Source organism: Mesobacillus maritimus, assembly GCF_023715205.1.
In the GTDB taxonomy this organism is placed as follows: Bacteria; Bacillota; Bacilli; order Bacillales; family Cytobacillaceae; genus Mesobacillus_B; species Mesobacillus_B maritimus_C.
Map to the genome: position 1 here is coordinate 1 of NZ_JAMBNR010000033.1, position 18,083 is coordinate 18,083.

The 18,083-nt window shown below is 37.3% G+C and carries 20 protein-coding genes and 3 rRNA genes; 9 read left to right on the forward strand and 14 right to left on the reverse strand.

The window, feature by feature from the left end; all coding sequences use genetic code 11:
• Positions 1-68, reverse strand: a 16S ribosomal RNA gene (locus tag M3182_RS24995); the annotation flags it as partial.
• Between the two features lie 807 nt (positions 69-875).
• On the opposite strand from M3182_RS24995, the gene M3182_RS25000 reads away from it, so the two are divergent.
• Positions 876-1,196: a hypothetical protein gene (locus M3182_RS25000; protein ID WP_251560543.1), complete on the forward strand. Its 321-nt coding sequence runs from the start codon at positions 876-878 to the stop codon at positions 1,194-1,196.
• A 134-nt stretch (positions 1,197-1,330) separates the two neighbouring features.
• Here M3182_RS25000 and M3182_RS25005 read toward each other — a convergent pair whose 3' ends face one another.
• Positions 1,331-3,145 (reverse strand): sigma 54-interacting transcriptional regulator, encoded by a 1,815-nt coding sequence (locus M3182_RS25005; protein WP_349775478.1) that lies wholly within the window; start codon positions 3,143-3,145, stop codon positions 1,331-1,333.
• 249 nt (positions 3,146-3,394) lie between these two features.
• Here M3182_RS25005 and M3182_RS25010 point away from each other — a divergent pair, with 249 nt between their 5' ends.
• The 3 genes from M3182_RS25010 (at position 3,395) to M3182_RS25020 (ending at position 5,876) form a co-directional block, all read left to right on the forward strand.
• Positions 3,395-3,742 (forward strand): PadR family transcriptional regulator, encoded by a 348-nt coding sequence (locus M3182_RS25010; RefSeq protein WP_251560545.1) that lies wholly within the window; start codon positions 3,395-3,397, stop codon positions 3,740-3,742.
• Positions 3,729-4,727, forward strand: coding sequence for an HAAS signaling domain-containing protein (locus M3182_RS25015; RefSeq protein ID WP_251560547.1), 999 nt, complete (start codon positions 3,729-3,731; stop codon positions 4,725-4,727). The genes M3182_RS25010 and M3182_RS25015 overlap by 14 nt, the downstream gene beginning before the upstream one ends.
• Before the next feature lie 672 nt (positions 4,728-5,399).
• Positions 5,400-5,876: a hypothetical protein gene (locus M3182_RS25020; RefSeq protein WP_251560549.1), complete on the forward strand. Its 477-nt coding sequence runs from the start codon at positions 5,400-5,402 to the stop codon at positions 5,874-5,876.
• A 275-nt stretch (positions 5,877-6,151) separates the two neighbouring features.
• On the opposite strand, the gene M3182_RS25025 is transcribed toward M3182_RS25020, so the two are convergent.
• Positions 6,152-7,306, reverse strand: a complete 1,155-nt coding sequence (locus M3182_RS25025; RefSeq protein ID WP_251560551.1) for an iron-containing alcohol dehydrogenase — start codon at positions 7,304-7,306, stop codon at positions 6,152-6,154.
• A gap of 435 nt (positions 7,307-7,741) precedes the next feature.
• Between M3182_RS25025 and M3182_RS25030 the strand changes: the two genes are divergently transcribed.
• Both M3182_RS25030 and M3182_RS25035 read left to right on the forward strand, forming a co-directional pair.
• Positions 7,742-8,467 (forward strand): MerR family transcriptional regulator, encoded by a 726-nt coding sequence (locus M3182_RS25030; protein ID WP_251560553.1) that lies wholly within the window; start codon positions 7,742-7,744, stop codon positions 8,465-8,467.
• Between the two features lie 259 nt (positions 8,468-8,726).
• On the forward strand, positions 8,727-8,870 hold the full coding sequence (locus tag M3182_RS25035; RefSeq protein ID WP_251437449.1) for a hypothetical protein: 144 nt from the start codon (positions 8,727-8,729) through the stop codon (positions 8,868-8,870).
• A gap of 25 nt (positions 8,871-8,895) precedes the next feature.
• Here M3182_RS25035 and M3182_RS25040 read toward each other — a convergent pair whose 3' ends face one another.
• From M3182_RS25040 to M3182_RS26280, 5 genes are all read right to left on the reverse strand, one after another.
• Positions 8,896-9,042, reverse strand: a complete 147-nt coding sequence (locus M3182_RS25040; RefSeq protein WP_251560555.1) for a hypothetical protein — start codon at positions 9,040-9,042, stop codon at positions 8,896-8,898.
• On the reverse strand, positions 9,035-10,234 hold the full coding sequence (locus M3182_RS25045) for a hypothetical protein (protein ID WP_251560557.1): 1,200 nt from the start codon (positions 10,232-10,234) through the stop codon (positions 9,035-9,037). The genes M3182_RS25040 and M3182_RS25045 overlap by 8 nt, the downstream gene beginning before the upstream one ends.
• Before the next feature lie 550 nt (positions 10,235-10,784).
• On the reverse strand, positions 10,785-11,003 hold the full coding sequence (locus M3182_RS25050; RefSeq protein ID WP_251437443.1) for an FAD-dependent oxidoreductase: 219 nt from the start codon (positions 11,001-11,003) through the stop codon (positions 10,785-10,787).
• Complete coding sequence (locus tag M3182_RS26275) at positions 10,984-11,406, reverse strand: alcohol dehydrogenase catalytic domain-containing protein (RefSeq protein ID WP_349775479.1); 423 nt, start codon at positions 11,404-11,406, stop codon at positions 10,984-10,986. Before M3182_RS26275 ends, M3182_RS25050 begins: the two co-directional genes overlap by 20 nt.
• A 29-nt stretch (positions 11,407-11,435) precedes the next feature.
• The gene (locus tag M3182_RS26280; RefSeq protein WP_285869547.1) at positions 11,436-11,561 is read right to left on the reverse strand and encodes a hypothetical protein; all 126 of its coding nucleotides are present in this window, start codon (positions 11,559-11,561) and stop codon (positions 11,436-11,438) included.
• A gap of 120 nt (positions 11,562-11,681) precedes the next feature.
• Between M3182_RS26280 and M3182_RS25060 the strand changes: the two genes are divergently transcribed.
• Complete coding sequence (locus tag M3182_RS25060; RefSeq protein ID WP_251560559.1) at positions 11,682-12,125, forward strand: TetR-like C-terminal domain-containing protein; 444 nt, start codon at positions 11,682-11,684, stop codon at positions 12,123-12,125.
• Between the two features lie 102 nt (positions 12,126-12,227).
• On the opposite strand, the gene M3182_RS25065 is transcribed toward M3182_RS25060, so the two are convergent.
• The 4 genes from M3182_RS25065 to M3182_RS25080 form a co-directional block, all read right to left on the reverse strand.
• Positions 12,228-12,683 carry an ArsI/CadI family heavy metal resistance metalloenzyme gene (locus M3182_RS25065; protein WP_251560561.1) on the reverse strand — a complete coding sequence of 152 codons (456 nt, stop codon included), beginning with the start codon at positions 12,681-12,683 and terminating at the stop codon, positions 12,228-12,230.
• 59 nt (positions 12,684-12,742) lie between these two features.
• On the reverse strand, positions 12,743-13,048 hold the full coding sequence (locus M3182_RS25070) for an ArsR/SmtB family transcription factor (RefSeq protein WP_251560565.1): 306 nt from the start codon (positions 13,046-13,048) through the stop codon (positions 12,743-12,745).
• 150 nt (positions 13,049-13,198) lie between these two features.
• Positions 13,199-13,390 (reverse strand): hypothetical protein, encoded by a 192-nt coding sequence (locus tag M3182_RS25075; RefSeq protein ID WP_251437435.1) that lies wholly within the window; start codon positions 13,388-13,390, stop codon positions 13,199-13,201.
• A 42-nt stretch (positions 13,391-13,432) separates the two neighbouring features.
• A complete protein-coding gene (locus M3182_RS25080; RefSeq protein ID WP_251437433.1) occupies positions 13,433-14,878 on the reverse strand; it encodes a DEAD/DEAH box helicase in 1,446 nt (481 codons plus the stop codon).
• Positions 14,879-15,321: 443 nt separating this feature from the next.
• Here M3182_RS25080 and M3182_RS25085 point away from each other — a divergent pair, with 443 nt between their 5' ends.
• Both M3182_RS25085 and M3182_RS25090 read left to right on the forward strand, forming a co-directional pair.
• Positions 15,322-15,498, forward strand: a complete 177-nt coding sequence (locus M3182_RS25085) for an aspartyl-phosphate phosphatase Spo0E family protein (RefSeq protein WP_251437425.1) — start codon at positions 15,322-15,324, stop codon at positions 15,496-15,498.
• A gap of 697 nt (positions 15,499-16,195) precedes the next feature.
• The gene (locus M3182_RS25090; RefSeq protein ID WP_251437423.1) at positions 16,196-16,630 is read left to right on the forward strand and encodes a CBS domain-containing protein; all 435 of its coding nucleotides are present in this window, start codon (positions 16,196-16,198) and stop codon (positions 16,628-16,630) included.
• 931 nt (positions 16,631-17,561) lie between these two features.
• Here the strand turns inward: M3182_RS25090 and rrf are convergent.
• A 5S ribosomal RNA gene (gene rrf / locus M3182_RS25095) occupies positions 17,562-17,677 on the reverse strand.
• Positions 17,678-17,907: 230 nt separating this feature from the next.
• Positions 17,908-18,083, reverse strand: a 23S ribosomal RNA gene (locus M3182_RS25100); the annotation flags it as partial.

Here is an 18,083-nt window from a genome sequence, read left to right on the forward strand (position 1 = left end):
CGCTCGACTTGCATGTATTAGGCACGCCGCCAGCGTTCGTCCTGAGCCAGGATCAAACTCTCCAAATAAGAGTATGAGTTAAGCTCATAATAAAAACGTTGGCTCATGTTTTTCTATATTAATAGAAAGAACATGATAAATATTGTTTGTTGACGCTTGTTTGTTTAGTTTTCAAAGAACAATCATTCACTGCCGTATCAGCAACAGGAATATTATCTTAACATAACGATTATTAAAAATCAATACCAAATTTTTAACGAATCATTCATGTTAATGCCGTTGTTTTAACAGCAGGATATTAATATATAACATCTAAATCATTTCGTCAACTACTTTTTTAAAATAATAATAGCGAAGCGATTTAAAATGTTGTGCTACCGAAGCAGCTAAATTAGAATACCATTTTACCTACTTGTGAATCAATGGGAATATTTCACATCACCGTTGTTTGTGAAAATGTATCGACTGGTAGAGTTTTGTTAAATGAATGATAGAACAAAAGAAACAAGTTAATAGAAGAAAGCTTTTTTTAGAACTTTGTAAACCAAAAGCTAAATTACGGATTCGGCACCTCATTCCTTTAGTTCCGATAATTGTGTACGTAAAAACATATTGTGTGCTAATGGAAGTAAGCTTTGTTCCTCACAAGTAATAAGTAAGAATCTAATATAAGGAAACCGAATTAAGATACTCCTCCTTTTATTGAATAAACTTGCTCTCATCCTTCTATTAAACTAGAAATTTTTGTTGTTAACAGATTTACGAATAAGTAAAAATACCTACCTTATAACAATCTAAAAGTCCTGTTTATAAATTAGTCATTTACGCTACATCCATATAAGCTATAATTTTATCAAAAAGGAGGTTTTGACCATTTGGTTAAGTCTTTATTGATCTATATTCTCTTATCCGCCATCATCCTAATTGGATATATCGGATCTTATGCGATATCAGTTGTATTGTTTTTCTTTGCCATCGGTGCCCTCTTGCTTCCTATAGTCGTTATTGGGTTTCCAATCCTCTTTTTTTTAGTATGGAAAAAGGTTTTGAAACCTATAAAAAGCAAAACTGCTAAGGCCTTATTATTGATTCCCAATTTGCTCTTATATGCCTATAGTACATATCGGATGGACAGCTATATAAGTTGGTCTGAGGACGGAAATTTAGATATTTATCTTTCTTGGATGGGGTTTTAAGTTTTAGGACAAAGGGGCAGGTTTGTCCCTTCCTCTCAATTAGAAACTCATTTTCCAATCAGCTATGCTGTTGTCCTCAAATACGTGAAGTTATACCTTCAATGGAATACATATTATTAGTAGAAATGCCCCATCTATGTAAACCCCAATCTCTTCATCTTCTGATATAAAGTAGTTCGGTGAATCCCAAGAAGCTCCGCTGCTTTTGTTTTATTTCCATTCGCTTTCATTAACGCTTCAACAAGATCGGACTTCTCTTTTGCCAACCCTTTTTTCTTTCCTAATTCGACTAGAGACTCTTGAGAAACAAAAGGTTGCGTAAACTTTGTAGAGGGTAAGCACTCGTAAACATCTTTTGGTGAAATTTCAATGCCATCTACTAACGTCACCATTCGTTCAACAACATTCACTAATTCCCTGATATTTCCCGGCCACTCATACTCAACCAAAAGCGAAACGGCCTCAGAAGTTAGCTGCTTTACAGGTAATTCATACCGCTGACTAATTTCTTTTATATAATGAGACAATAAAATTGCGATATCACCTGTACGTTCTCTCAGTGGAGGAATCGAGAGCCGGATAATATTTAAACGGTAAAATAAGTCTTCGCGGAACTCTCCATGAGCAACCATTTCCTCTAAATTTCGATTGGTTGCAGCGATAATCCTCACGTTGACTTTGTATTTTTTTACCCCACCAACTCGTTCAACCTCTCGTTCCTGTAGCATGCGCAGAAGCTTCGCTTGCATCATTAAAGGTATTTCGCCGACTTCATCCAAAAACAAAGTACCATTTTGGGCAAGCTCGACCTTTCCAGGTTTGCCCCCCTTCTTAGCACCAGAAAAGGCTCCCTCTTCATAGCCGAACATCTCAGATTCGAAGAGGTTTTCTGGGATTGCACTGCAGTTCACCGTTAAAAACGGTCCTGCGGAAAAAGGACTCAAACGATGTATACTTCTGGCAAACAATTCTTTTCCGGTTCCACTTTCGCCTGTAATCAGCACAGTAGCGGAAGTTCTGGCAGCCCGCCTTGCGATTCTTTTCACATTTGAGATTTTCTCACTTTCACCGATAATCTGACTAAAAGGAATGTTCGAATCATCGTGCGTCTTCCCCTCCTCGCTTCGCACCACCCTTTCCTTCGTTCCATTTTCTTTTATTTTCTCAAAGATGCGATACACTTCGGATACTCCCTCAAAAATAAGCATCCCAATGGCGCCAATCACTTGATTTTCTTTCCAAATCGGGATTCGATGAACAATCATCGACTGTCCTTGGATCATTTGCAGGTCCCCTCGTTCAGGTATACCTGTTTTTACCGTCAAGTGAAGTTGAGTGTTTTCAATCACTTCCGTTACATGACGACCAATCGCATCTCTCCGATCAATTCCGGTAAATCGACTATACGCTTCATTAAACTCCTGAATGATTCCATTTTGATTCACAACTGCAATTCCTTCATAGGCACTTTCAAGAACAACATTCAAGATTTCAGATGCATCTTGTCTTCGCTGAAGAAAATGGATCGTTTTCATGAGTCCATCTATAATATCTTGCCTGGTTAACATTCCAATTAACCGTGACTGGTGGTCCACCACAGGAAAATGTTTGTGCGGAAGACGCACGAGTTTAGTTAGCGAGTCGGTCTCCTTGATACAAGCCAATTCTTCACTTAACGCCAGCGGAATCTTTTGATTTGGAGAATGTCCATTCAACAAATTTCCCAATAAATCTTTTGCCTTCACGATGGCAATTGGCTGTTTCTCTTGATTCACCACTGGTAGTGCGCTAATTTCATGCTGAAACATCCTATCCGCTATTTCTCGAATTGTCTGTTCTGTAGTTGCGACGAAAGGATTTTGTGTCATCCAATTTTTCACCTCAAGAATTCCTTCCGTATCCAATGGCTGGTCAGTGGCATCCTGAATCCAATCATACTTTGTGAACAACTACCTTTTCCTCCCTACTCCTACCTTCATCATGGTAAAGATTCGGCTTAGGTACTTAAAATCCTTTAGGAACCACTGAAAACCGTTCCAGATTCTTGTGAATTTTATAAGTCAGATGATTATGGTTACTTTCCTCATCTTTTGGTATCTTACTTGTTCTTTTTCATTTTTGGTATCAACAGTACTGTATGATGCATAGTATAAATTAAATACTGTATAACATCCAGTAAAGAAAAATGAGGTGGGTGAATGAGTCATTTATTGAATTCATTAACGACAGAGCTTAGGAGAGGAACGCTGACATTAGCGGTTTTAAGTCAATTGCGAACCCCCCAGTACGGTTATTCACTTGTTCAGTTATTGGAGGGATCAGGGATTTCAATTGATCAAAGTACCTTATATCCATTACTCCGTCGATTAGAAAAACAGGAGTTGGTGTCAAGTAGTTGGGATACATCTGAAAGCAGACCACGTAAGTACTATGTTTTAAGTGAATATGGCTTAGAGGTATTTTTGCAGTTAAGAGAGGATTGGATTAAGAATTCAAAGGAACTTTATAACTTATTAAAGGGAGAGGAAGATCATGAATTTAATTGATATCTATATTCAGGAGGTTATTAGAAGACTGCCGGAAAAGAATCGTGAGGATATTGCACTTGAATTACGGTCAACGATCGAAGATATGCTGCCTAATGATTACCGTGAGGAGGATGTAAAGACAGTACTTGAAAAACTAGGGAGTCCGGTGACATTGGCTAGCGGTTATCGGGATCGACCAATGCATCTTATTGGACCGCGCTATTTCGATGTATATGTGACGTTATTAAAAATGATCTTGCCCATAGCCGCTGTTATTTCTTTCATCTCGGTGATTGCAGCCTATTTTATTGATTACAATGGACAGGAAGCAGTTATAAATGTGGCTTTGGATGTGATGGGGGTTGGCATATGGCGAATGATTGAAGTAGGAATTCAAACATTTTTTTGGTTCACCCTTGTTTTTGCTGTGATCGAACGAACAGATAAAGAAAATGGTAACCAGCCGTTAACAGCCAGTTTTAAAAAATGGACTCCTGATGATTTGAAAAATATCGCTTATATTCCAAAGAAAAAAGCCATCTCCAAAATAGAGGTATTCGGAGATTTGATGTGGACGGCAATCTGGGCAACCCTTTATTTTTATGCGTATCAGCTTGTAGGTGTATATAAAGGTGGTGGCGGTCGACTTGAATTTGTGATTCCGGCTATCAACCAAGACGTTTTATTTGGGTATTGGCCAATCGTTGTTATTGTGATCGGTTTTGAAATAGCATTGGCTCTATATAAATTGATTAAGGGACAATGGACAAAAAGAATGGCAATCTATAATACTGCCCTCCAGATGTTTGGAACGATTGTATTCATTGTCATCATAATAAATCCAAATTTAATGAGCCAGGAATTTATTACGTTTATGGCTGATTTATTTACATTGAACACAAATCAATTCAAAGTATGGATCGTTAGTGGTGGAATTTTCTTCTTTATGGCAGGTGCTGCCTTCAACGTATATGATGGATTCCGCAAGGCTCGAATTCATTAATTCGTATTTCTTTCATTAAAATAAAGGGCATCTTAATTGAATAAGCATCAGGCTGCATAAGCGGCTTTTTTTTATGGATTCAGATAAAAAAATGAAAATAACCTAATAGAGATTTTTGTTAGATTGGGTGAATTTCACGCTCTTTTCCTTTAGTGTTCAATCAAGTTTTATTGAGTCAAATAGCAAGGAAAATGACAATTTATGTTAATATGTAAGTTATATTCTTTAACACTACTGTGCAAATTTCAAAAGATAGTATTTATAAAGGGGGGAAAACAAGGTGCTCAAGAGAAAAAAGTTGTCTTTACTATCTGGAACAGCTTTAGCATTTCTACTATTTTCAGTACTTTTAAATTATCATTCATTTAATTATGCAAAAAACGCTTGTACTGAGAACAATAAGGTCCCCATTGTGGATAAGACATTTTTAGCCGTAAATTGGAGTGTTTCTTGCGAATAACGCTTCTAGTTCGATTAAACAAACTTTTTACAGAAAACTTAAAATGACTATGTAAACTGGACTTAATTTCCATGATAAAAAAGAACGGCACACGGGAATTAAGTCCTATTTTTATTATAAAAAAACGCAAGTATTTGGACCTACTCATGGTAAAATATAGTAAAAGATATAAACACTTCGTTTATCAAATTAACGAGGCAGGTGTTTCAAATATGTCTAAATCCACGAAATTGACCATTTGGTTTTTCGTTGGCTATGTTTTATTGATAGGATCCTTGATTAGTACAGTAGCACTTGTAGATTTCGATAAGAACACATCCCCCATTAAAATCACTGAATCGAATACGACATTTAAACAAGAGTTAACAGCGCATGAACGCAAAGTCGAAGAAAAAAAGAGCACAGAACAAAAAAAGCCTTTACCGTTTACCGTATCGGATGAATTTGTAATGACGGCCGTTACCCTTGGAGCAATTCTAGACATCGTGATCGTTGTTCTATGGGCTCGAAAGGAAAATAAGAGGTTAGCAGAAAAAGAACTTCCTAGTAAAAAACGATGGCGTGATACAAAAATATTTTGGAATATAGTGGCTTTGGGTATGATTCAACCGAAAAACAATCAATACTCCATCAATTGGTTTAATTTGATTGGTGTAACCATATTTCTACACCTTTTGTTTTATCTATAATTTCTAAAATTTTAACCTCTGGCCTTAAGAGGTTTTGCATGTTCACTGTTTCTCTTATTCTTCTTTGGGAATAGTTCAGAAATCAAAACAACAGCCTGGGAATCCCCCAAGCTGTTTTTGTGCATTCATTAGATTCATTAGGCTAGAAAATCCTGTGTTTGATTCGCTGAGATTTCGGTTTTTCCCACAAGATCAGAACAAACATTAGAACGTATCAATTTGATAGCAATTTAATAGCGATTTCTATCAACTAACTAGTTCTCCTAAATAGAGGATTAGTAAGCGGATTCAAAAATTTTAAAGATATCTTCTTCTTTGCCTTGAATTGGATTACTAATCGCATTTCCGTCTTGCAAAGCCATTTTGGACATGTATTCAAAGTCTTCCTTCTTTACCCCTAATTCTCTTAAACTACTTGGGATATTCACATCTTCCGATAGTTTGACAATCGCACCGATGGCTTTGTCAGCAGCTTCTCTTACAGAAAGTCCGTCAATATTTTCACCCATAAATTCGCCGATCTGCGCAAATTTTTCAGGATTGGAAATCAGATTGTATCTTTCTACATGCGGGAGTAAAATCGCATTTGCAACGCCATGCGGCATATCATATAAGCCACCAAGTTGATGGGCCATCGCATGTACATAACCAAGACCAGCATTGTTAAAAGCCATTCCAGCAAGTAAGGAGGCGTACGCCATATTTTCTCTTGCTTCCATATTCCCTCCATATGCAACTGCCTGTCTTAAGTTCTGAGAAACCAACTTAATCGCTTGAATAGCAGCGGCATCTGTTACAGGATTCGCCCCGAGGGAAACATAAGATTCAACCGCATGAGTGAGAGCGTCCATTCCCGTTGCAGCCGTTAATGCTGCTGGCTTGCCTACCATCAATTCAGGGTCGTTAATCGATACCAAAGGAGTATTTCTCCAACTTACAATCACATATTTGATTTTCTTCTCGGTGTGGGTAATAACACAGTGGCGGGTCACTTCACTGGCCGTTCCTGCTGTGGTGTTGACGCAAACCAGTGGCGGAAGTGGATCTGTTAACTTTTCAATTCCAGCATAATCTTCATACAAATCGCCTTCATGTGTGACAGCAACTCCTATTCCTTTCCCACAATCATGCGCGCTTCCCCCACCAACCGTCACAATTAAATCACAATTCTCGGATTCATAGACTGTTTGACCTTCATAAACATTGCGATCCTTTGGATTCGGTTCCACGCCATCATAGATCGCAACCTCTATCCCTTTTTCTCTTAGTGATGAAACAACGCGTTCAACAGGACCATTCGGAAGATTTCTTAAGAAGGAATCTGTCACAATCAGCGCTTTCTTCCCTCCTAAAATTTCACAACGCTCCCCTACAACATTGACACACCCACGACCAAAGAAGTTCACATTTGGCATAAAATAATCAAACATTGGCAATTCCCCCTAATTAGAATAGTGAAGACCCTACGATGTTTGATGCAAGTATTGTGCCAAGAGAGCGAATTTTGGTTGATTTGTAAAAATACTGCACGGCACGTCCATCTAATGGGGTTTATAAAATTTTCCTAGCATTAAAAATGGATTTACGTGTAGATAACTGTTGATGCTTTGTAGTTCGTTTGTAGAGGAACCCTACACTTAATCTACAAAGTTTCTATATAGAGAGCGACACCTGTTTATTTCTTGATGTAGGAAGTCTAAAAATTTTAATAGTAGTTGAAGCATATGCAGCATTTTTTTATTGAACGAAAGAATAAAAAGAAATTTTTTAAAAACCTTCAGAAAAAGTCTTGAACCTGACGCAACGTTAGGTTCTATACTGAACTTGTCGACAAAAACAGTTCGTACGAATTGGAGGAGATGAGGATGGATAAAAACGCTTGGAAAATTGGGGAGTTAGCAAAATTGACTGGACTTACCGTTCGAACATTGCACCATTATGACCAAATTGGCTTATTTTCGGCATCACAGGTTTCAGATTCAGGACACAGGATCTATTCCGATAGTGATATTCGGAAGTTACAGCAAATTTTATCATTCAAACAATTGGGACTATCGTTAGAAGAAATAAAAGAAATGATGGAAAAACAAAGCCTAGATCGTGTGCAAGTCATAAAAATGCAAATGCAAAGAGTGAAGAAAGAAATACAACTACAGGAAGAACTTTATACAAGATTAGAAAATATTTATACGTTATTGGATTCCGAAAAGGATGTAAGCTCAAATCAACTTATTCAATTAATTGAGGTGATGAATATGGTAGAACACTATTTCTCCAAAGAACAGTTAGCTAAAATGAAAAATCAGACAGAACAGTTTAGTGCCGAAGAAATGAAACAAATGGAAAGTCAATGGTCGACATTGATCGCAGCTATTCGGGCAGAAATGGAAAAGAATACTCCGCCTGATCACCCAAAAGTAACGGAGTTAGCGAAAACGTGGAAGTCATTAATCAATCAGTTTAGTGCTGGTGACCAAGAAATTGTCAAATCGGCGGAACGTTTCCACTCCGATAATCCAAACAACCCTCTACAATATGGGATGGATGAAGCTCTTTATCAGTATATCAATGAAGCAATAGCTAAGATTTAATGTAATCTTTTAGAAGGCCGTTTGCACGAGTTCGTGCAGCGGTTTTTTCTTTTATTTACCTTTATTGAATCATGCGCAAAAATAATAATTTCTGCTTTCGACTTAATCCTACGGACACATCTAATTCTGTCTGTCTCCTTCTCCTATATCAACTCCCTCTCAAACGCTAACCGGAATCACATCTGCACGTTTGTTAAGAATCATCTTTGGAGAGGATTGTGAATAGATATAAGCGAGCAAAACTTGAGGAGTGAGTTTATTGGGGGAAATGGTTTATTTGCGCAAGAAACCGAGACCACTTCATTTAGGTGACAGGAAAGAGAATTTGAATAAAAGATTCGAATCGATTCAACAAAAGAAACGAGAGATTGAACAAATGAAAGAGAACATAAAAAAGAGGTAAATAGTGAATGCTATCTACCTCTTTTTTATGCTTTTACTTTTTCAGGCCGGTGTTTCTGATTCGTTTTCAGCGCATCCACTCGACGACGAATTTCCGCTTTCTTCAGATCTAGTTTTTCCTGGCGATCTTTATTGATATCTTTTTGCGATTTAAATTCAATAATTTTAGGCATGTTTATTCGCCTCCTTTAAGGTACTACTTTGCAACCGTTCAGCGATTAAGCATAACGCATGCATTAATCGATATACTTCTCTTGAATCTATTATATCATTTTTTACCAATAAATGATTGGCCTTTTTGTTATCCATATCAAAATGAAAATTGTAGACCCACTGCTTGTCTCGATCGATATTCATTTTTACCGAAACAACGGTATGGTTCTCGTATGGTTCATTAATGACGGGTTGTTTTAAGTTCTTTTTTATAACTTCAACGACTCCCCAGTCCTTATAAAGAGGATCGTTAATGTTTATTACCTTAGGTGTTCGTCCCGATGTACCAACATCCTCAATTTTATGTAATTCTTTACCCTTTTGTTCATAAAGGGTAAACCCACAAACTAGGTTTAGATCCTTACTCGTAAACTCTTCATTTCTCATTCGAAACAGAACGTTGTTGATATCTTTAATTAACTCAATGACATACTCCGCTCCATCAGATGCATCTTTCAAGATTTCATCATAGTCCAATATCAATGACTCATACATTTCTGTAATTTTGTTTATTTTCTCATCACTTTTAGCCTGAAGACGGTTATATTGATTCTGAATCAAGGTGAACTTCGTCTCGAGTTGCTTTTTATCCTTCTCGAAGTAATCCGTTACCTTATCGGATAAAGCGGTAAACTCATCCCTTCCAGCTTGCATTTTCCCAAAATAGTCATATACACCTTGGAAATAGAAATCTCCTTCCTTGTCAAAAAGAGCAATTTTAAACATATCATATTCTTGCTTTCTAAACACCTTATAGGCTCCAGTATGAAAGTGATCACTATAAAAGTCTAGCAAGGATCTCCAATAGATAATTAAGGACAATAAATACCCAACGGAAAGCCCAAGTGTTACGATCCCCACAAAATCAACAAGATTGTTTATGTTTCCAATTACCCATTGTATAAGTGTTGTTAGAATCGCAGACGACGGAATGACCAAAGCGGTTAAACTTTCTGCCGAGAGTTTCTTTAACCCTTCATGCACTTTAATAAACCTAGTATATTCTCTTAAAGGAGCAAGCAACAACCAGATCATCCAATTTGAATATTTCGCGTCAACATGGCCACCTTTTAGCCGTTCTATTGGTTTATCAAAGGCCTTACTCATATGCAATAAGCGACTATGATAATTTTTCCCTATCTCATCTAACATTGATCCTATCCCCCTTATCCACAATAACGAGATGTGATACTCTGCTTTAACTATACTAAGAGTGCGTCATTTTGAGAGAATTGAACAGTAGTCACAGGCAATTTGTAATCAATAAGCCCCTCCTAGTTTAATAAATGCTAAAATAATAGCTTCGGACTGATTCATTAAAACAACTCCGATCTCTCTATATAAACCCCAGTTTCTAATTTATCCCTCCTAATCATTTCAAGAAAAAATGCGTGAATCCTCCCTGGATTTACGCATCTTTTTTGATTCATATGAAGTAGAACTGGTCAACTTCAACAATCCCCTCAAATTGCTGGAAGCTTTTTTGAGGCGTAACTCAACTGTCAAACGTTGACCTGTCCTAGCTTTTCTTACTAAGCTATAAGGTGTTTGCAAAACGTAGTGGCCCCTCATCGGCAAAGAAATCTAATAAATCGAACTTTAGTAAATTGTTCATGTTAAAGACAAATGGTCCAGATAAAAAGCTGCGTTCTTTCGATAGGAATATGCAGCTTTGACGAACCAGCTAGGCTTGTTTTATTCATTAATGCTCCAACTTGGGCAGATTATTGACCAATCGACTCGGTGAGAGATGGCCAATTGGAAAACTCGTTTTTCCCTCTAGCAGTAAATCGCTCGCTATTTTCCCCATCACTGGAGCCATTTTAAAGCCGTGCCCGGAGAAACCACACATAAATACTGTGTTATCAATTTCAGGTACTCCTCCTACAATTGCATGCCCATCATGTGTACATGCATCCATATAAGCAGCTGCTCTGACTGGATGTGGCACCAATCCTGGTATTTTTTCCTGGATAAAATGACTGGCCTAAACCACCAATCCCAATAATTCCCACTTTCATTCCTGCTTTTGCTCCACCTGTACGCATCAAAGCATGATAAGAAGTCATCCCAGCATCTGTAGCCGCTGCAGCTTGTGCAAACGATACATTGTCTGGAATACGTACTACATCTTCAGCTGGACAGCATACTTTATTCGAAAAAGGGCCATCGTAAGCAAAACCAGGTCCAAAGCCAGAACCATCTTTTGCAACTGGACAAAGTGCTACACGATCCCCTACCTTAAATTGTGTAACCCCTTCACCAACTTCTGAAACAATACCAGCTACTTCATGCCCCATAATAATTGGACGATTGGTAATGATATCTAACCAACTTTCATTAGTTAAACCGCTTACATCAGAGTGACATAAACCAGCAGTTTTTTGTCAATTACAATACGACCTGCTGTTGCTTTTGGATTTTCTTTTTCCACTAATCTTAATGGCGCATTTGTTGTTGTAAATTCCCAACCTTTCATATCTATAACCTCTCCTTAAAAAATTTGAATTGTGAGCGAAAACAAAATAGAATATCATATGATGACACAAAAATAAAGTGTCTAATTTATGAATTGTTTTCTTACTATAGTTTATTGTTTATGATAGATAAGGAGCACTTAAAGGAAATACTGATTCTTGATGAATTAGATAGATTAGAAAATGCATTTCGTTCCCCATTTGAGCCAACAGGGTATGTTAATTTCGAAAATATGAGTGTATCCTCTGTAAAAGTTTTCAGTTATATAAAGGAACATGCCAACTTTTTTGATTTATTAATTGAATATGAAAACATACCTGGGCTAGAGGAAGCGCTAGTTTATATGATTCACCAATCCTTTTTAAATAGTATTGAATTTATTAGTCCATCAATTGCAGAAGTAAATGAGCAACAGTTTCAGATCTATCGTGCTTATGGGATATTTGGCGTAATTAAGGAGTGGGTGAAGAGTGGTTATGCTGTTTCTGTAGAGGAGATATCGCAGCAATTGATATTTATCATGAAATCTTCTCCTATTGGAGCAATAGCAAAAAAGGAAGCATAGGATACGTCCCCATGCTTCCCAACAAAACAAATTAACTCCTTTTCTATGTAACGGGATGAACCTCATAACCACAACGAGTAGCTATAATTCCTTTGCTATGACTCATAGTTTTAGAATATCACCTGATATTCTCCCCGGTTTTGATTCCTCAGAAGTTGTACAACAAACTGTATCTACAATTGTGTGAACATCGCTATCTCCCCTCGTATAAAAGAATTCCCACTCATTTCCATCCGGATCAGTTAGCCAAAATTTATCCTGAACTGCATAACAACATGTTGTATCCATTTCATCACGGGCAAAGAATCCTTCCTTATCTAAACGTTCTTTATGGAATGTTATCTCTTCTGCCGTTTCAACTTGGAATCCAAAATGATTGATCTGATTCCCACTCACGTTAGGTTTTACATTCAACGTAAAGTTAAGCCCTGGTACCTCTAACAAGAATTTTGCATAATCAGTTTTTACTTTAGCAGGTGAGACCCCAAACATTTTTTCGTAAAACCCAATAGATTTTTCTAAATTGGTCACATTGACTCCAACATGGACATATTTCATTGAATATCCCTCCAAAAGTTTTATTAAATCAAAAAAATTTGATGTAGACTACAAAAAAATTAGCAACAGCTTTCTTTCCCTGTTTTTCTAAAAGTACAGCATAATTCTTCTGACAGTAGATTATTTACTTCTGAATCATTTAAATCGTAATAACTCCATGTACCCTTTGTTTCCCTTGTGATTAGATTAGCATCCAATAAAATCTTTAAATGATAAGAAAGTTTAGATTGTGGCATATCAAATACCTCTGTTAAATCACACACACAGGTTTCGCCTCTTTGGCAAAGCTCATACATAATTTCCAAACGCCTCTGATCCGCCAAAGCTTTAAATTTTTTTTCATATTGTTCAAATGATAGTAGCATTTCAGTCAAGGTCAGATTTCCTTTCATCAACTTTTTTTGATATATAAAGCATAAACTTTATCACCCTATCTACGCAACTAATAAATCAAATTATTTCGATTTATTAAAAAGCAAGGGGATATGATTGCTATTTCAAGTATAAAAAAAGACCTACCCCTTGGGTAAGTCAAGCGCTTGATAAGCTGACTGATATTTGCCACCATCAGCCACTTCAGAATGATACAATGCCTTAAGGGCTAAGTTTTTTTCAAGTTCATGTTCATTTATTAACTCGTTTAGCCGCTTCTGCAATTCGTGATTCTCTTTGACCAGCTGTTTCATTTGAGATTTGAAATACTTCATCGAAAAATTTACCTCTTTTCCTATACATCGTCCAAAAAGATCTTACTTCATCGCTTTGCTGACTTTTAATTTCTTCCCTTTAATGTTTGTGTTTTCCATTGCCTCTAATACTAAGGATCCTTTTCCGTTCAAGATATCTACATAGGTTAAGTGGTCCAGGATGGTAATAATCCCGATATCATCTGCTTCCACTCCAGGAATGTTCGCAATCGTACCAACAATATCGACAGCTCGAATTTTCTTCTTCTTCCCGCCGCTTATATGAAGCTTCATAATATCTTTGTTGATTCGCGCCGATTTGTTATTCCTCACTACGCGGCGTCGACCCATTTTCTCTTCAAAGTCTGCTCTTTTGCTCGCAATCTCTTGTTTGGTAGGAGGTTCCATAGTCGGAATTTCGAAACCGATATATCTTTCAATCGCATTCAAGAACTTCGTCTCATAAGGAGTGACAAAAGTAATCGCTCTTCCTTTATTCCCCGCTCTGCCTGATCGTCCCGTCCGATGAACATAGCTTTCCTTTTCCATCGGAACATCATAATTCAGAATCAGGGTGACGTTATCAATATCGATTCCCCTTGCCGCCACATCGGTTGCAACCAGGTAGCGGAAATTCCCCATTTTGAACCCATTCATTACGGCAAATCGATCTTCTTGATCCAATCCTCCGTGGATTCTCTCACACGTATAATGGGATTCCTCTAATTCCTCATATACTTTATCGACCTGATCTTTCGTTCTACAAAAAATAATACAACTGTCAGGGTTTTCAATCACCGTCACATCTTTAAGCAGGGACATTTTTTCTTCTTCTTTCACTTGGAGCACATGATGTTCAATCGCACTGGTTGTTATCCCTGTCGAAGCAATTTCGATGTTTAGAGGATCCTTCATATATTTATGACAGAGATTCTCCACATCCTTTGGCAAGGTTGCCGAAAAGACCATCGTGACTCTTTTGGAGGGAATGGCCTGAATAATATTTTCTACGTCCTCGATAAAACCCATATTCAGCATTTCATCTGCTTCATCGATGATCAGGTATTGAATTTTATCTAGGACCAATGTCTCTCTGTCGATATGGTCCATCACCCGACCAGGAGTACCAACCACAACATGGGTTTTCTGTGTCAATTCATCCTTTTGTTTGGCAAACGGTTCTTTCCCATAAACCGCCACCGCTTTTATTCGTTTAAACCTTCCGATATTCGTAAAATCCTCCCTAACTTGAGCAGCCAGCTCCCGGGTAGGTGTTAAAATTAACGCTTGAGGCAATTTTTCCTCCCAACTAAGCTGCTCGCAAATCGGAATCGCAAATGCGGCGGTCTTTCCGCTGCCTGTTTGAGATTTCACAACAAGATCCTGATTTTCTAAAGCTTTAGGAATAACCTCTTTCTGTACCTCTGTGGGCTGATTATACTTTAGTAAATCAAGAGCCCTTTTGATTTCATCGCTTAAATGATAATCCTCAAAATTTCGTTCATTCATGCAGCTACCTCATTTATTATTATTCGATATGTATATAGAATTCCTTTTTGAGAAAAATCATATGCAATATCAGTAGGTTTCATTATAACCTAATCATGAGGAAATAGGGACAACATTGTAAAGAACAAGCCAAGTTCCATCCATTCGCTATTTCATTACAGTTTGATTGATTTCACACCTGTATAAGAGCTATAAATCTTTTTGCCATTGACCACACGATAAACTCTGACTTTATAATCATACATTTTCCCCCGCGTTAAGCTTTTGTTTGGATAACTGACCGATAAGGCACCGTTGATTGTGGCCACCTTTGTGTAAGTACTTCAATCCTCTTTGAGCATTCCAAAAGCTGTCACATTTTGTTCAAAAAACCCCTTTCCACTCTCCTAAAAAGTTGGTAAAATGAGCTTTATGTTTGTATTTTTTACAAGGAGAGGAGCTTTATGGAAACTGCAGTTCAATTCGTATTAGAACCCCGTGAGCTTTTAAACTATATTGAATTATTGAGAAAACAACTAATCAACATGGGATTAACCCACGGTTTTCAAGATCATCGAACCATACAAGCTAGTCAGGAACTAGATTATTTTATATATGAGTATCAAAGGATTACTGCTTAGAAATCGAACCTTAAACGTAAATGGTCAAATTCGAAAATAAAAAGGATTACATTACAAAGTTCGTTTATTCCACGATCCTGACCGTTCGTGCAATTGGTACTTTAATAATTTTGATATGATTACTCGAAGAAAGTATAAAAGCAGTGCTATTTCTGGTGAGAAATACACTGCTTTTATTCTTGTTTTTATATCTATTATTGCCATGGTCTCCTTCGTTTTAGCAGTTTCAATGTTCATTTCGGTTATTTTAAAGTCAGGCTGGAAAGGTGGCCTTAAAACTAGAACTTTAAAGATTGCAAGTATATTTTTCTTTGCGAACAGTGCCAGGCACTGTTCGCAAGTGTTGTTCATAGTCTGTGATTTACCAATGTCTGAAGGCCCTTCAGTAATTCAAAAACTAATTGTTGCACTTTTACTTGTTAACTATTCTGCGCTAAATGTTTTAGTACAATCCTTCACAATCAGAAAATCGAGCTTTTCTTAAACATGGCAACAATGATCTGACTAAAATCTGTGTTGTTCATTTTTACAAGAAAGTGCTCATGATAGAAATTCACTTTGAAAGGATTGTCCCTTACAAATTAAGAATTATTATTCGTAAAAAATGGTGCAGCCTAACTTAAGAAAAAAGTTACCATAAATAATTGCAGCAATGTTCCCTATCCTATAAAGGTAAAATATATTTGGAGGTAATTTCATGGCACAATTAAGAGACATCATGACATCAGATATTGTTACAGTTAACGAAACACAGACTGTACAGGAAGCTGCAGCGTTAATGAGCGAATATAATATTGGGGCTATCCCAGTAGTAAATAGCAGCAGACAAATGGTTGGAATCGTTACGGATCGTGACATTACCCTGCGTACGACAGCACAAGGAGAAAATGCACAAACACCAGTATCTCAAGTCATGACTGCACAGCAAATCGTACAAGGCACACCTGAAATGGATGTTCATCAAGCAGCGAATTTAATGGCACAACAACAAATTCGCCGATTACCGGTAACCGAAAATGGACAAGTAGTAGGAATGGTTGCTTTAGGTGATCTAGCAGTACAAAATCAATATGCAAACGAGGCAGAACAGGCACTACAAAGTATTTCAACGCCTTCAGCACCTCAACAATAGTTAGAGGTTACTTTTATTGCCATAAAATAGTTAGTAGGACACGCTTAAAACTTGGGCTGTGCTAACATTTTTTATAATAGAGGTGATCACAAGTTTTCTATCAAGAAATGTGTGTCATGTGGTCACCTTACTATTTAGTAGTTGGTACGTGATTCAAATTTTTAAAACTGTTTGTATGTTAGCGATGATTATTAATAGTAAGATGATACCTGTTCCTTTAGCATCTGGCGTGTCTATAATCATGAAATTATAAACGGTTAAGAGCAACGCAAACGCTAGACATATTTTGCTTATCAAGTTTTTACTCATCTTTCACATCACCCCGAATTTTTGACTTTCCAACTGAGACCTGAATGCATACCGTACATTGAGTTGGTTTTTCAACTCTATGGTTAGGATAAGAAATCTATTTCGTCTCTTTTTTTGGCATACTGCTACAATACAAAGGTAACCCAAGAAATCCCCGTCAGACATCTTACTTGCTCGCTAATCATGAAGTTAGGATATCAGGCTATATTTTATTTTTTATCTGTTCTAGAGAACTTAATAAAAACCCCCAAACCTGCTAAGAAAAAACCTAAACAAAATAGACTAGCAGGACTCCCCCAAACGATCTCACTCATTCAGCACCCCTCCATCAATTAAAATATAGTAATATTTTACCATATATTCATCTTACCTAGTACTTTTTATGTATGAAGGGGCAGAATTTTTAGAATTGTTATGAGCAATCAATTGTTACATCAACAAAAAATGCAGTCCATTTTGTGAGTTAAATGGGCTGCTAGTAGATTCGTTATTTTAAACTTAAAAATAGTGCTCGCTACCTGATACAACCACACGTAAACTATTGATAGTCTAGTTCAATTTCACTTCAATTTTAGTAATAGAATTTAAAAAAACACAGATTACTAATCTGTGTTTTTACTTTGCCCGGCGACGTCCTACTCTCACAGGGGGAAACCCCCAACTACCATCGGCGCTGAGAAGCTTAACTTCCGTGTTCGGCATGGGAACGGGTGTGACCTTCTCGCCATCGTCACCAGACATATTTAATTGAGAGATTATTCCCTCAAAACTAGATAATGTTTGTAAGAAGTAAAGTAAAATGAGTATCTTAGTTTTTTCGTGTTAGCGAAAATAACTTTCAATTTGTCTAGCTACGGCTCCTAACTTCTCGGCCGTTTCAATCCGTCCAAACAAATCCAAAATCGGGATTTGCATGGCCGGCTCTCCAACGTCTGTCGAAGTTGAACAGTCGCCTTCGCTTTTCAAATTTGGTTAAGTCCTCAATCGATTAGTATCAGTCAGCTCCACACGTCACCGTGCTTCCACCTCTGACCTATCAACCTGATCATCTTTCAGGGATCTTACTTAGCTAATGCTAAAAGGAAATCTCATCTTGAGGGGGGCTTCATGCTTAGATGCTTTCAGCACTTATCCCGTCCGCACA

Coding starts and splice junctions, on each gene's coding strand:
- M3182_RS25080 (WP_251437433.1), bottom strand. CDS start 14,878: ATGAATGAACGAAATTTTGAGGATTATCATTTAAGCGATGAAATCAAA.
- M3182_RS26280 (WP_285869547.1), bottom strand. CDS start 11,561: ATGAAAGGTTGGGAATTTACAACAACAAATGCGCCATTAAGATTAGTG.
- M3182_RS25020 (WP_251560549.1), top strand. CDS start 5,400: ATGTCTAAATCCACGAAATTGACCATTTGGTTTTTCGTTGGCTATGTT.
- M3182_RS25030 (WP_251560553.1), top strand. CDS start 7,742: ATGGATAAAAACGCTTGGAAAATTGGGGAGTTAGCAAAATTGACTGGA.
- M3182_RS25075 (WP_251437435.1), bottom strand. CDS start 13,390: ATGAAGTATTTCAAATCTCAAATGAAACAGCTGGTCAAAGAGAATCAC.
- M3182_RS25015 (WP_251560547.1), top strand. CDS start 3,729: ATGAATTTAATTGATATCTATATTCAGGAGGTTATTAGAAGACTGCCG.
- M3182_RS25085 (WP_251437425.1), top strand. CDS start 15,322: ATGGAAACTGCAGTTCAATTCGTATTAGAACCCCGTGAGCTTTTAAAC.
- M3182_RS25065 (WP_251560561.1), bottom strand. CDS start 12,683: ATGAAATATGTCCATGTTGGAGTCAATGTGACCAATTTAGAAAAATCT.
- M3182_RS25025 (WP_251560551.1), bottom strand. CDS start 7,306: ATGTTTGATTATTTTATGCCAAATGTGAACTTCTTTGGTCGTGGGTGT.
- M3182_RS25010 (WP_251560545.1), top strand. CDS start 3,395: ATGAGTCATTTATTGAATTCATTAACGACAGAGCTTAGGAGAGGAACG.
- M3182_RS25070 (WP_251560565.1), bottom strand. CDS start 13,048: ATGCTACTATCATTTGAACAATATGAAAAAAAATTTAAAGCTTTGGCG.
- M3182_RS25045 (WP_251560557.1), bottom strand. CDS start 10,234: ATGTTAGATGAGATAGGGAAAAATTATCATAGTCGCTTATTGCATATG.
- M3182_RS25040 (WP_251560555.1), bottom strand. CDS start 9,042: ATGCCTAAAATTATTGAATTTAAATCGCAAAAAGATATCAATAAAGAT.
- M3182_RS25090 (WP_251437423.1), top strand. CDS start 16,196: ATGGCACAATTAAGAGACATCATGACATCAGATATTGTTACAGTTAAC.
- M3182_RS25050 (WP_251437443.1), bottom strand. CDS start 11,003: ATGGATGCATGTACACATGATGGGCATGCAATTGTAGGAGGAGTACCT.
- M3182_RS25060 (WP_251560559.1), top strand. CDS start 11,682: ATGATAGATAAGGAGCACTTAAAGGAAATACTGATTCTTGATGAATTA.